8 protein-coding genes are annotated in these 13,846 nt (G+C 65.8%); 6 read left to right on the top strand and 2 right to left on the bottom strand.

Annotated elements, in window-relative coordinates; genetic code table 11:
• Positions 1–27 precede the first annotated feature (27 nt).
• From htpX to purH, 4 genes are all read left to right on the top strand, one after another.
• Entirely contained in the window at positions 28–1,041 is a 1,014-nt protein-coding gene (gene htpX / locus FJ973_RS03595; RefSeq protein ID WP_140524985.1) for a zinc metalloprotease HtpX, read from the top strand.
• Entirely contained in the window at positions 1,038–2,420 is a 1,383-nt protein-coding gene (locus FJ973_RS03590) for an RsmB/NOP family class I SAM-dependent RNA methyltransferase (RefSeq protein WP_224681105.1), read from the top strand. Before htpX ends, FJ973_RS03590 begins: the two co-directional genes overlap by 4 nt.
• Positions 2,421–2,669: 249 nt before the next feature.
• Positions 2,670–4,394, top strand: a complete 1,725-nt coding sequence (locus tag FJ973_RS03585) for a heparinase II/III family protein (protein WP_140492891.1) — start codon at positions 2,670–2,672, stop codon at positions 4,392–4,394.
• Between the two features lie 90 nt (positions 4,395–4,484).
• Entirely contained in the window at positions 4,485–6,101 is a 1,617-nt protein-coding gene (gene purH / locus FJ973_RS03580) for a bifunctional phosphoribosylaminoimidazolecarboxamide formyltransferase/IMP cyclohydrolase (protein ID WP_140492888.1), read from the top strand.
• Positions 6,102–6,236: 135 nt separating this feature from the next.
• Here purH and FJ973_RS03575 read toward each other — a convergent pair whose 3' ends face one another.
• A complete protein-coding gene (locus FJ973_RS03575; RefSeq protein ID WP_140492883.1) occupies positions 6,237–7,613 on the bottom strand; it encodes an MFS transporter in 1,377 nt (458 codons plus the stop codon).
• A 251-nt stretch (positions 7,614–7,864) separates the two neighbouring features.
• Positions 7,865–12,697 (bottom strand): NAD-glutamate dehydrogenase, encoded by a 4,833-nt coding sequence (locus FJ973_RS03570; protein WP_140554866.1) that lies wholly within the window; start codon positions 12,695–12,697, stop codon positions 7,865–7,867.
• A 135-nt stretch (positions 12,698–12,832) separates the two neighbouring features.
• On the opposite strand from FJ973_RS03570, the gene FJ973_RS03565 reads away from it, so the two are divergent.
• Positions 12,833–13,396: a peroxidase-related enzyme gene (locus tag FJ973_RS03565; RefSeq protein WP_140554865.1), complete on the top strand. Its 564-nt coding sequence runs from the start codon at positions 12,833–12,835 to the stop codon at positions 13,394–13,396.
• 126 nt (positions 13,397–13,522) lie between these two features.
• Positions 13,523–13,846 (top strand): YciI family protein, encoded by a 324-nt coding sequence (locus FJ973_RS03560; protein ID WP_140554864.1) that lies wholly within the window; start codon positions 13,523–13,525, stop codon positions 13,844–13,846.

The following is a 13,846-nucleotide window of genomic DNA, read 5'->3' as shown; positions in this document are numbered from 1 at the left end:
ACATCACGACCAGGACGGGAGCAGACGATGAACACACTTCGCACCGCCATGCTTCTTGCCGCGATGACCGCGCTGTTCATGGGCGTCGGCTTCCTGATCGGCGGCACGGGCGGCATGATGATCGCCTTCCTGATCGCCGCCGCCACCAATCTGTTCAGCTATTGGAACGCCGACAAGATGGTGCTGTCGATGAACCGCGCCGTCGAGGTCGACGAGAAGAACGCGCCCGAATATTACGCCATCGTGCAGGCACTGGCCGAGCAGGCAGGCCTGCCGATGCCCAGGACCTACCTGATCGACAATCCGCAGCCCAACGCCTTCGCCACCGGCCGCAACCCGCAGAACGCGGCTGTCGCCGCTTCCACCGGCCTTTTGCAACGGCTGACGCATGAGGAAGTGGCCGCGGTGATGGCGCACGAGCTCGCCCACGTCCAGCACCGCGACACCTTGACGATGACGATCGTCGCGACCTTCGCCGGCGCCATCTCGATGCTTGGCAATTTCGCCTTCTTCCTCGGAGGCAACCGCGACAACAACAGCCCGTTCGGTTTTGTCGGCGTGCTGGCGGCGATGATCGTGGCGCCCTTTGCCGCGATGATCGTGCAGATGGCGGTCAGCCGCACCCGCGAATACGAGGCCGACCGGCGCGGCGCCGAAATCTGTGGACACCCGCTATGGCTGGCCTCGGCGCTTGACAAGATCGCCCGCGGCGCCGAACGCATACCCAACCCGGACGCCGAGCGCAATCCGGCGATGGCTCATCTCTTCATCATCAACCCGCTGCACGGCGAGCGCATGGACAGTCTGTTCTCCACCCATCCGAGCACCGAGAACCGCATCGCCGCGCTGCAAGCGATGGCGCAGCGCATGGACGGGGGCGTATCGCGGTCCCCGCAGCGCCAGGCGCCAGTGCCGCCGCAGGCCGACGAGCCGCAATCGGCAGGACCGTGGGGCAAGCCGGCCGCGCCGGAACCCTCGGCAGAGCCCAAATCCAATCCATGGGGTCGCAATCCGACCGGGCCCAAGGGCCCGTGGTCGTGAGCGCGGCGGGCAGAGCACCTCGACGCACAGGTGGTCAGGAACACAAAAAGGACGGCGAGTTCGTTGCCGGCCTTGCCGCCCGCAAGGCGGCTGCGCGGCTGCTGGCCGCCGTCATCGATGCCAGGACGCCGCTCGACGGCCTGACCGACCATGAAAACGGCCATCCGCAGTACAAGGCGCTGGACCTGCGCGATCGCGGTCTCGTGCGCGCCATTCTGGTCACCGCGCTGCGCTATCGCATGACCATTGCCGGGCTGCTGGCGCGGCGTCTGGAAAAACCGCTGCCGGCCAATGCCACCGCGCTGTCGCATATTTTGCATGTGGCGGCCGCGCAGATCCTGTTCCTCGACATTCCCGACAGCGCCGCGGTCGACCTCGCCGTCACCCATGCCAAGTCCGATCCCCGCACATTGCGCTTTGCCGGCCTGGTCAACGGTGTGCTGCGCACGCTCGCGCGGATCAAGGAGGCTGAACTTCCAGAGGCCCTTGCTACCACCGATGAAGCGCCGAAATGGTTTTCCGACCGTTTGAAGGCCGCCTATGGCGTGGACGAGGCCGGACGGATACTCGCCGCCCACCGCCAGGAGGCCCCTGTCGATTTCTCGGTCAAGGCCGATCCGGAGCACTGGGCCGAAAGGCTCGGCGGCATTGCCCTGCCGACCGGCACGATTCGGGTGGAGAAGCTTGCCGGCCCGGTCACCGAACTGCCTGGCTTCGCCGAAGGCGCCTGGTGGGTCCAGGATGCCGCAGCCGGCCTGCCTGCCCGGTTGCTCGGTGATGTCGGCGGGCTTCGCGTCGCCGATCTCTGCGCCGCGCCCGGCGGCAAGACCGCCCAATTGATCGTGGCCGGCGCACGCGTCACCGCGATCGACACCTCGAAGAACCGGCTGGCGCGGCTGGCGCAGAATCTCGAACGCCTCCGCCTGTCGGCGGATATCGTGCAGGCCGACCTCCTCCAGTACGAGCCGGACGAGCTGTTCGACGCCGTCCTCCTCGACGCGCCCTGCTCCTCGACCGGCACGGTGCGGCGGCATCCCGACGTGCCATGGACCAAGACTGTGGCTGATGTCGAGAAGCTCGCCGATCTCCAGCGCCGGCTGCTCGCGCGCGCCGTCACCCTGGTTAAGCCGGGCGGAAGGATCGTCTTTTCGAACTGTTCGCTCGACCCACTCGAAGGCGAGGAGCTTTATCGTGGCTTCCTCGCCGCGACGCCTGGCGTCGTTGCCGACCCGCTTCGCGCCGGCGAGATCGTCGGCATCGATCCCTTCCTGACGCAGGAAGGCACGTTGCGCACCACACCTGCCGACCTCGATCTGGGCTCGCCGCAACGTTCCGGTCTCGACGGCTTTTTCGCCGCGCGCATGCGTCGCGCCGGCTAGGGCAATTCCACGAAAGCTGCGTGATGATTCTCCGTCCGGAATTGCGTGGAACAAGGATCTGGAGCGGAGTATGGATGCCCATAGGGCACTGAACCGCTCCAAGGTTTAAGCATAGGAAGCTGCTGGCTTTTTTGGGGAGCCACCGCGGCCAAGCCAGGCGCAGCGTCACCGCTCGCGGGAATTCGCCTTCGCATGAATCGTTGAATCAGATAAGCTTGCCCTTGGGATAGAGGACGATCAGGAGGGGTTTTGGCACTTGCTGCCGGCAACACGACGCGTCTGTGGGCGCTTGTCGCGAAGGAGTTTTGGCGCAAAACGCGCCGGCGCCTGCGTGCCGGACCGGTCTATCGCTGGCGCTATTCCGGCCGCACGCCCGAACGGGTGCTGATCGCGCCGCCGGACCTGCGGCTGGCCGACCCGCAGATCGCGCTCGAGATCTACTATGGCCGCTATCCCCTGTCGGGACATATGGTCGAGACCGGCGGCAAGTCGCCCTTCCAGATCAGCGTTCCCAATTACGGCTGGCAGAAGACGCTGCATGGCTTTCGCTGGCTGCGTCACATGCGCGCCGCCGGCACCGAGCTTGCCGCCGCCAATGCGCGTGCGCTGGTGTCCGACTGGATCGCCACGCATGGAAACAACATTTCCGGCATCGCCTGGGAGCCCGGCACGGCCGCCAAGCGCATCATCGCCTGGCTGCAGCATTCCTCGATCGTGCTGCAAGGCGCTGAATTCCCGTTCTACCGCGCCTTCCTGAAATCGCTGGCCGTCCAGATCCGCTACCTCAGGTCGATGGCGCGCGAAATGCCTGACGGCAAGGACAGGCTGCGCGCCCGCATCGCCCTCGCCTTCGCCGCCCTGTCGCTGCCGGCGCCCGCATCGGCGCTGCGCGGCGCCACCCGCAACCTCGCCGAGGAACTGGACCGCCAGATCCTTCCTGATGGCGGCCACATCTCGCGCAACCCAATGGCGGTGCTGGAAATCCTCGCCGACCTTTTGCCGCTGCGGCAGACCTACGCCAACCAGGCGGAAGCGCCGCCACAGGCCCTGATCGGCGCCATCGACAGGATGCTGCCGGCGCTGCGCTTCTTCCGCCACCAGGACGGCAGCCTCGCCCGCTTCAACGGCATGGGCGCCACCATCCATGACCGCATCGCCAGCATCCTGCGCCACGACGACACCGCCGGCTCGCCGCTGCTGCATGCACCGCATTCGGGCTATGAGCGGCTGTCCATGGGTGGCGTCACCGTCATCGCCGACACCGGCCTGCCGCCGCCCGTCCACGTCTCCAATGCCGCCCATGCCAGCTGCCTTGCGTTCGAGCTGTCGTCGGGCCGCCAGCACTACATCGTCAATGCCGGCATCGACACCTATGGCGCCGCCGAATTCCGGCCCCTGGCCCGCGCCACCGCCGCGCATTCGACCGCCACCATCAACGACACCTCGTCGGCGCGGTTCAGCCATTCGCTGCGCATCAACGATCTTCTGGGGTCGCCTTTGATCGGCGGCCCGCAGCATGTGCAGTGCAAGCGTATCGACCAGAAGGGCGTTCAAGGCTTCATCGCCCGCCATGACGGCTATATCCAGCGCTTCGGTTTCCTGCACGAGCGCGAGCTGAAACTGTCCTCGAACGGCAATGTGCTGACTGGCAGGGACCGCTTCCAGCGTCCTGGAGGTGCGGTGATCCGCAACAATGGCCGCGATTTCGTCACCGTGCGCTTCCACGTCCATCCCGACATCAACCTTTTGCAGGACGAGCATGACCGCCTGGTGCTGACCGCCGAGCAGGCCGATAGCTGGGTGTTCACCTGCACCGAGATGGTGCCGGAGGTCGAGGAATCGATCTACTTCGCCGGTCTCGGCGGCCCGCGCCGCAGCCGGCAGATCGTGCTTGCCTTCAAGCCGTCCGACATCGCCGAAGTCCACTGGCAGCTCACCCGCACCTCAATCGCCGGCTATCCCGAAAACAACTGACCGCGCCTGCGCTGACCGAGCTTGCGCCTTGATTTCCTGATCTCATATGATACGGCGCGGGCCTGCCCCTCCAGCCGTGAAAGCACGCCCATGGCCGTCGCCGCCAAGAACATTCCCGCTCCCGACCTCGTTCCCGTGCGTCGCGCGCTGCTCTCCGTCTTCGACAAGACCGGCCTCATCGATCTCGCCAGGGCGCTCGCCGCTTCCGGCGTCGAGCTGGTGTCGACCGGCGGCACGGCAAAAGCGATCGCCGATGCGGGCCTGGCGGTCCGCGACGTCTCCGAGCTCACCGGCTTTCCCGAGATCATGGATGGCCGCGTCAAGACCCTGCACCCGTCGGTGCATGGCGCCCTGCTCGGCGTTCGCGATGATCCCGATCACGCCGCGGCGATGCACAAATATGGCATCGAGCCGATCGACCTGGTCGTCTGCAATCTCTATCCGTTCGAGGAAGTCCGCCGCTCCGGCGCCGACTACGCGGCGATCGTCGAGAACATCGACATTGGCGGCCCGGCGATGATCCGCGCCTCGGCCAAGAACCACGCCTATGTCGCCATCGTCACCGACCCCGGCGACTATGCCTCCGTGCTCAATGCGCTGGAGATGAATATCGGCTCGCTTTCGCTGGATTTCCGCAAGAAGCTCGCGGCCAAGGCTTTTGCCCGCACCGCCAGCTATGACGCGGCAATCTCGGGCTGGTTCGCCGAGGCGCTGGAGATCGAGCACCCGACCTGGCGCGCCTTCGGCGGCAGGCTGGAGACCGTGATGCGCTATGGCGAGAACCCGCACCAGGGCGCCGGCTTCTATGTCAATGGCGACAAGCGGCCGGGCGTGGCCACCGCGCGCCAGCTCCAGGGCAAGCAGCTTTCCTACAACAACATCAACGATACCGACGCCGCCTTCGAGCTGGCCGGCGAGTTCGACCCGGCGCGCTCGGCCGCCGTCGCCATCATCAAGCATGCCAACCCGTGCGGCGTCGCCGAGGGTTCGACGCTGAAGGCGGCCTACGCCAGGGCGCTGGCCTGCGACCCGGTCTCGGCCTATGGCGGCATTGTCGCTGTCAATCGCATCCTTGACGCCGAGGCCGCCGAAGAGATCGTGAAGACCTTCACCGAGGTCATTATCGCGCCCGGCGCCACCGACGAGGCGGCAGCGATCGTGGCCGCGAAGAAGAACCTGCGCCTGCTGGTCGCGGGCGGCCTGCCGGATCCGCGCGCGATCGGCACAACCGTCAAATCCGTCGCCGGCGGCCTGCTGGTGCAGGGCAGGGACAACGCCGTCGTCGACGACCTCGAACTGAAGGTGGTGACGAAACGGGCGCCGACGCCGGCCGAACTGGCCGACCTGAAATTCGCCTTCCGCGTCGCCAAGCACGTCAAATCGAACGCCATCGTCTACGCAAGGGACAGCGCCACGGTAGGCATCGGCGCCGGACAGATGAGCCGCGTCGATTCCTCGCGCATCGCTGCCCGCAAGGCACTCGACGCTGCGGAAGCGGCGGGCTGGGCCGAGCCGCTGACCAAGGGCTCTGTCGTCGCCTCCGACGCCTTCTTCCCCTTCGCCGACGGCCTGCTGTCGGCCATCGAGGCCGGCGCCACGGCGGTGATCCAGCCCGGCGGCTCGATGCGCGACGACGATGTGGTTGCCGCCGCCGACGAGCATGGCATCGCCATGGTGTTCACGGGCGTGAGACACTTCAGACATTGAGCGCCTCACCCTCCCCTTGTGGGGAGGGTCGGCGAGCGATGTTTGCGAAGCAAAGCTCGTGAGACGGGGGGGCAGCGCCGTCCCCCACCCCGCTCCGCTTCGCGGATCGACCCTCCCCACAAGGGGGAGGGTAAATCACTCCGCCGCCCGGTCCGCCGGATACGGCGTCCTGATCAGGATCGCCATGCCTATGGCCAGGAACAGGATGATAACCGCCATGCCGAGCCGCGCCGAATCGCTCACCGCCGTGATGGTCGCCACCAAGAACGGCGCCAGGAAACTGGTCGCGCGCCCGGCCAGCGCATAGATGCCGAAATAGCGGCCGGATTCCGACGCCGTAACGCTGCGCGCCATATAGGACCGCGATGACGCCTGCACCGGCCCGAAGGCGAGCCCGATCAGCAATCCATAGAGGATGTAGGCCTTTTCCGCGGCGGTGCCGAACAGGCCCCCGGAATCGGTGGTCGAGAGCTGGATAAGCCCGAGCAGCGTGAAGCCGGGGCCGGTCGAGACGACGCCGATGGTGGCGACCGAAAGCATGACCAGCGCGATCATCACCACCGCCTTGGAGCCGAGCGCGGTGTCGAGCCGCGCAGCGATCCAGCAGCCGAAGATGGCGACGACGTTGAGGATGATGCCGAACATGCCGATCTCGGTGATCGACCACTGGAACATGCCGGCCGCGAAGGTGCCGCCGAGCGCCAGCAGCGCATTGACGCCGTCCTGATAGATCATGCGGGCGACGAGGAAGCGGAAGATGCCGCCGCGCCTGCGCACCTCGACCAAGGTCGACTTCAGCTCCGACAGGCCTTCGCGCACCGCAGGCTTGATCGGGATGCCTTTGATGGCATCGGGAGTGAAGAGGAACATCGGCAGGATGAACAGGAAATACCAGCCGGCCGACAGCGGCCCGGTGGCGCGGGCATCCTCGCCGAGCTTCGGGTCCAGCCCGAACAGCGGGTCGAGGCCGATGATGGTCTTGCCGGTCTCCTGCGATCCGGCCAGGAACAGCACGACGAAGATCAGCGCGATCATACCGCCGAGATAGCCAAGCCCCCAGGCCATGTTGGAGATGCGGCCGATCTCGCCCTTCGGCACCAGGCGCGGCATCATGGAATCGTTGAAGACGGTGGAGAATTCAGCCGCCACCGAGGCCAGCGAGAACAATGCCACGATCAGGAACAGGTTCGAGCCGGGCGCGGCGAGCCACAGCAGCGCCAGGCTGGCGATCTTGATCGCCGCGAAGAAGGCGATCCACGGCTTGCGCGGCCCGGTCTGGTCGGCGATCGAACCGAGGATCGGCGACAGCACGGCGATGACCAGTCCGGCCGCGGCGATGCCGTAGCCCCAGACGGCCTGGCCGGTGGTCGGATCGCTGGCCATGCGCGAAACGAAATAGGGGCCGAAGATGAAGGTGGTGACGACCGTGAAGAAGGGCTGCGCCGCCCAGTCGAACAACATCCACCCCCAGATGCCGCGCCCGGACGCCCGCTGCACTGCTACTTCGGCCATGTCCCCTCCGGTCGCCTTCGTTTCGTTGGGCGGTTCACCCCATGTCTGCATGTTTTCCGCTGGTCATGCAAACGAACACGAGTCGCGCGGCCGTTCTTTGGCTTACCCGCCTTCATTCCGACGAGAGCAAGGGCGCCGACCCTAGCTCCCCCTTGTGGGAGGTCGGACCGAAGGTCCGGGTGGCGTCCGGCGCCGCCCCTCCCCGCTGCTTCGCAGGGCACCCGCCTGGGAAGGGTACGTCAGGCGATGGCTCACATCCCTGTCAGATCGCTCATCAGGCCCGATGCCACCGACAGCCGCGACACGGTGATGTCGCCGCCCTCGGTCAGCGCCTGCAGCCGTTCGCGGGTGCGGCCGATCCTCTCCCCGCCGGCCTCCAGCCACGCCGCCACCGGGTCGGCTGCCCCGGCGTGGTTCACGAGTGCCGCCACCGCGATGCCGCGCCGCGCGGTCCCGATCGTGTCGGTGGCGCGCGACAGGGCGAGCTGGTCGTAATAGTCCGCCGGTGTGATGGAGCGGGCCGCCTCCTCGACGCGCGGAATACGGAAGGCGTCGCTGACCGCGAAGAAGGCCTTCGCCGCGGCGACGATGTCGGCGCCTGCCGTTCGCGCCGTCAGCGCGATGTCGGGGATCAGCTCCGCCACATCGGCCAGCGCCAGTTGCGCTGCCAGCCTGTCCGGCGCCCCGGCCTTGACCAGTCCATGCCGCTTCTCGTCGATCCGTTCGCGCGAATAATCGGGGAGCAGCGAAACGAGTTTCGGCTCCAGCGCCTTGCGAGCCTCCTGCAATTCGGCGATGCGCTGGGCAAGCGGCGCCGTGCCGGCGTCGTTCTTCAAGTACCAGCCGCTGGTCACGTAGATCAGCCGGCTGACCGCCTGGTAGAGATCGAGCTGCATCTGGCCGTCGATCTGATTGTCGAGTGCGTCGATCTCGCGGTAAAGCGCCGGCAAGGCAAAGCCGTCGCGCACCACGGCGAAGGTGCGCACCACGTCGGCGGCGGTGCGCCCCGTTGCTTCCCGCAACCGGTTGACGAAGGAGGGACCGCCGCGGTTGACCAGCTCATTGGCGACGACGCGGGCGATGATCTCGCGGCGCAGGCGATGGCCGTGTATCTCAGCGGCATATTTCTTCGCCATCCGGTCGGGGAAATAACCCATCAGGTCGCGGTCGAAATGCGGCTCGTCAGGCACGTCGCTTGCGACGATGTCGGAAAACAGCACGATCTTGGCATAGGCGAGCAGCACGCCGAGCTCGGCCCTGGTCAGCGGCTCGCCGCGCGTCTCGCGCTCGGCAAGGGCCGCCGGCGAGGGCAGCGTCTCGACCGTGCGGTCGAGCAGGCCGCGTGCTTCCAGCGCCGACATGAAGCGGGCCTGGTGGGCGATGTCGGCGAGGCCGCGCTTGCGGGCGATGGAGAGCGCCAGCGTCTGCTGGTAGTTGTTGGACAGGACCAGCTCGCCGACCTCGCCGGTCATCTCGGCGAGAAGCTTGTCGCGCGCAGGCCGGGTCAACGACCCTTTGCGCATGGCGGACGCCAGCGCGATCTTGATATTGACCTCGACGTCGGAACAGTTGACCCCGCCCGAATTGTCGATGGCGTCGGAATTGCAACGCCCGCCATTCATGCCGAATTCGATGCGCGCGCGCTGCGTCACCCCGAGATTGGCCCCCTCGCCGATCACCTTGGCGCGCACGTCGAGCGCGGTGATGCGGACGGCGTCGTTGGCGCGATCACCGACCTCGGCGTTGGTCTCGGTCGAGGCCCGCAAATACGTGCCGATGCCGCCGAACCACAAGAGGTCGACGGGCGCCTTGAGGATGGCGCTCATGATCTCGACCGGCGTGGCGGTCGTCTTGTTGAGGCCGATCGCAGCAGCAGCAGCGGCCGGCAAGGTGATCGATTTCTGGCCGCGCGAGACGATGACGCCGCCCTCGGAGAGCTTGCTCTTGTCGTAGTCCTGCCAGCTCGAGCGGGGAAGAGCGAACATGCGCTGGCGCTCGGCCATCGACGCCGCCATGTCGGGATCGGGATCGATGAAGATGTCGCGGTGGTCGAAGGCGGCTATCAGCCTTGTCTTCGGCGACAACAGCATGCCGTTGCCGAACACGTCGCCCGACATGTCGCCCACCCCGACGACGGAGAAGGGCGTGGTTTGGATGTCGCGGTTCATCTCGCGAAAATGTCGCTTGACCGCCTCCCACGCGCCCTTGGCGGTGATGCCCATCTTCTTGTGGTCGTACCCGGCCGAACCGCCGCTGGCGAAGGCATCGTCAAGCCAGAAGCCATGGCTTTCACTGATGGCGTTGGCGGTGTCCGAGAAAGTTGCCGTGCCCTTGTCGGCGGCAACGACGAAATAGGGATCGTCCTGGTCGCGCCTGACAACGCCGGCCGGCGGGATGACGCCGTCGAGGCCGATATTGTCGGTGATCGACAAAAGGCTGGAAACGAAGTTCTTGTAGGCCGATGTGCCGGCTTCGAAGATGGCGTCGCGGCCGGCGCTCATCGGCAGCTTCTTCGGATAGAACCCGCCCTTGGCGCCGACCGGCACGATGACCGCGTTCTTGACCTGCTGTGCCTTGACCAGGCCGAGCACCTCGGTGCGGTAATCCTGGGCGCGGTCCGACCAGCGCAGGCCGCCGCGCGCCACCGGACCGAAGCGCAGATGCACGCCCTCGACCTCAGAGCCGTAGACGAAGATTTCCCGCCACGGTCGCGGCTCGGGCAATCCCTCGACCGAACGCGAATCGAGTTTGATCGCCAGCGACTGGCCCTTGGCTTTTGTATCGGCAACGAAATGATTGGTGCGCAGCGAGGCTTCGATGAGATTGAGGTAGCGGCGGATGATGGCGTCGTCATCGATGTTGGGAACGTCTTCCAGTGCGTCCCTGATCTTGGCCTTGAGATGCTTTGCCGCCACCACGCCTTCCGTCTCGGCCGTCGGCCCGAGCCGGGCGATGAACAGCGCGTGCAGGCCGCGTGCGATCTCGGGATAGCGGTTGAGGGCCGCGGCGATGAAATCCTGGCTCTGCGGGATTCCGGCCTGCTGCAAATAGCGACCATAGGCGCGCAGGATGGTGATTTCGCCCGACCACAGGCCTGCGGTCTGGGCAAGGCCGTTGTAGCCGTCATTGTCGACGTCGCCGCGCCACACCGACAGGAATGCGTCCTCGAACAGCGCGCCGCCATTGCTGAGGTCGATCGGCTTTCCGTAGCCGTTCTCCAGCTCCATGTCGTGGATGAACACGGTGCCGGGCTGATCACTATCGATCATGCCGGGCTGGCCGCTATTCCCGGCCTTGTCGTCGCCGACCTCGAAGGTGCGCTCGCTGATGACGCGGAAACCGATGTTTTCCAGCACCGGCACGCGCCGCGACAGCGCCACCGGGCTGCCATGGTGATAGATTTTCAGCGCCGCCTGGTGCGGCTTCTGCTCGGCATGGCGATAGTAATCGATGGCGATCGGATTGCTGGCGCTGATCTTGGCGATACGCCCGGCATCGACCAGCGCCACACCGGCGCTGAAGGAGTCCCGGTAGCTTTCCGGAAATCGTGCCGCGATCCTCTTCAGCGCCGGGTCGCTGCCGCTGGTTTCCGCCGCCTCGGAAAGGGCATCCTCCCAGGTGCGCACGATGTCGCGGATCGCCGCCTCGATCGTCGCCTGTTCGACCTTCGGCGTCTTGCCGCCGGAGCGGCCGATGATGAAATGCACACGCGCCAGCCCGCCTTCCGGGAAGGCCGGGTAGTAGGCCGACAGCCGGCCTTCGAACACCGTCTTGAGGTAGGTGCCGACCTTCTCGCGCACGACGCTGTCGTAACGGTCGCGCGGCACGAAGACGAGGATGGAGACGAAGCGGTCGAACTGGTCGGCGCGCACAAGTGCCCGCACGCGCGGCCTCTCGACGAGGCCCAGAATGGCCGCGGCATGCTTCCTCAGGATCGGCACCGGTACCTGGAACAGCTCGTCGCGCGGATAGCTCTCCAGCACGTTGATCAGCGCCTTGCCGGAGTGGTCGTGCCGGTCGAAACCGGATTTGGCGATGACGGTTTCGGCCTTCGACCTGAGATAGGGGATCTTCATCACCGAGCGCGTGTAGGCGGTCGACGTGAACAGGCCGACAATGCGCAGTTCGCCCGCCAGCGCGCCCTTGGCGGTGTAGGTCTTGATGCCGATATAATCGAGATAGATGCGCCGGTGCACGGAAGACTTGGCATTGGCCTTGGTGACGATCAGCGGCTCCGGCCCATGCAGGAAGGCTCGAATCTCCGGCGTTGTCGTCACCGCTTCGGTGCCGCGCCGCAGCACCAGCACGTCCAGGTCGGACAATATGCCCAGGCCAGGCTTGTCGGCACGCTCCAGCGTGCCGCTTTCCTCGCCGCCGACATATGTGAATTCGCGCATGCCGAGGAAAGTGAAATTGTCGTCGCGCAGCCACTCCAGGAAGGCGATCGCCTCGGCCACGCTCTTCTTGTCCAGGGGTACCGCCGAATAGCGGAATTCCGAGATCGCCTGGTCGAGGCGGGCCAGCATCGGCTTCCAGTCGCTGACGGCTGAATGGACCTGGCCGAGGATCTTGCGCAGCCGCTCTGCCAAGCCGTTCGCCTGCTCCGGGGTCAGCCGGGGAATATGGACGTGAATGACGCTCAGCCGGTCGTGGCTGCCGTCGTCCCTGGCAAAATTGCCGTCGCCGAGAATTTCCTCGACGCCGTCCTTGCCATGGCGGACGGTGATGACGGGGTGGGTGACCAGGGTCGGCTCGCCGGCACTCTCGGTGATCTCGCCGAGTATGGAATCGAACAGGAAAGGCATATTGTCGTTGACGACGGTGACGATCGTGACGGGTCGGCCCTCGCGAACGACGCCGGAATCGGTGTCGACGGCGACGGCGCACGCGCCCTTCTTGTGACCGGCGACCGCGCGGCCGGCGAGATCCGCGGCGCGTTCGAGGTCGGCCACCTCATAGGCGGCAATGTCTTCCGCCGGCGCGCGGGCGAGCAGGTAGTCGGCAAGCCTGGCCGGCCTTTCCTGCGTCTTCGGCATCGCCGTGGCTTTCTTCTTCGACCTGCTCGCCGATTTCACGCTGGCCATGATGCTTCTTTCCTCCCGTCGTATGCTTTTGCGGACTATGTAGCAGATGACCGCTATTTGGCGACAAAGGTTTGACGGCGTGCCAAGAATTATCGCAATTCGGCGGCAGCCGGCGACAAACGAGGAGGAATGCCCATGACCGACAAGATCACCGCGCTCGATCTCGCCGCCGCTGAACTGAGCGATGCGACCAGGACCTATTTCACCAAATGCGAGGAGAAGCTCGGCCTGGTCCCCAACGTGTTGCGCGCCTATGCCTTCGACGACAAGAAGCTGCGTGCCTTCACCGACATGTACAATGATCTGATGCTGGGTGATTCAGGCCTGTCGAAGCTGGAGCGCGAGATGATCGCGGTCGCTGTCTCCTCCATCAACCATTGCTACTACTGCTTGACGGCGCATGGCGCCGCCGTGCGGCAGCTGTCGGGCGACCCTTCGCTCGGCGAAATGATGGTAATGAATTTCCGCGCCGCCGATCTTTCATCGAAGCAGGTCGCGATGCTGGAATTCTCGGTCAAGCTGACAGAGGAGCCGGCCAAGATCGTCGAAGCCGACCGCGCGGCCCTGCGCATGGCCGGCTTCACCGACCGCGACATCTGGGACATCGCCTCCACGGCCGCCTTCTTCAACATGTCGAACCGGGTGGCGGCGGCAATCGATATGCGCCCGAACTCCGAGTACCACGCCATGGCAAGGTGACGAGCAGGCTACCTGCTCATATATTAGCCACCTCTCATTTTCATTGCTTGTTTGCCGGTTTGGTCAGATGATCGCCGGGCGGCATGACCGCATGCCGGTTCGATGCCGCCGACAAGGGAGGAGAACATGGCGAAATTTCTCTATGTCTATCACGGCTCCGGCAAGATGCCGATCGAGGAGGCCGAACGCAAAGCGGCGATGGATGCCTGGAACGGCTGGTACGGCAAGCTCGGCTCGGCCGTGGTCGACGGCGGCAATCCGGTCGGCATGTCGAAGACGGTGCTGCCCGACGGCAAGGTCGAGAACAATGGCGGCAGCAACCCGACCGCCGGCTACACGATCGTGGAAGCCAGGGACATCGACGATGCCGTCGCCAAGGCCAGGGATTGCCCGATCCTGATGAACCCGGCCTTCAGCGTCGAGATCGCGCCGATCGTCGAAATGATGTGA

The sequence above is a fragment of the Mesorhizobium sp. B2-1-3 genome (assembly GCF_006442495.1).
Lineage (GTDB): Bacteria > Pseudomonadota > Alphaproteobacteria > Rhizobiales > Rhizobiaceae > Mesorhizobium.
The sequence above is the reverse complement of the archived record's forward strand: the minus strand, read 5'-3'. Positions and strand labels throughout refer to the sequence as shown.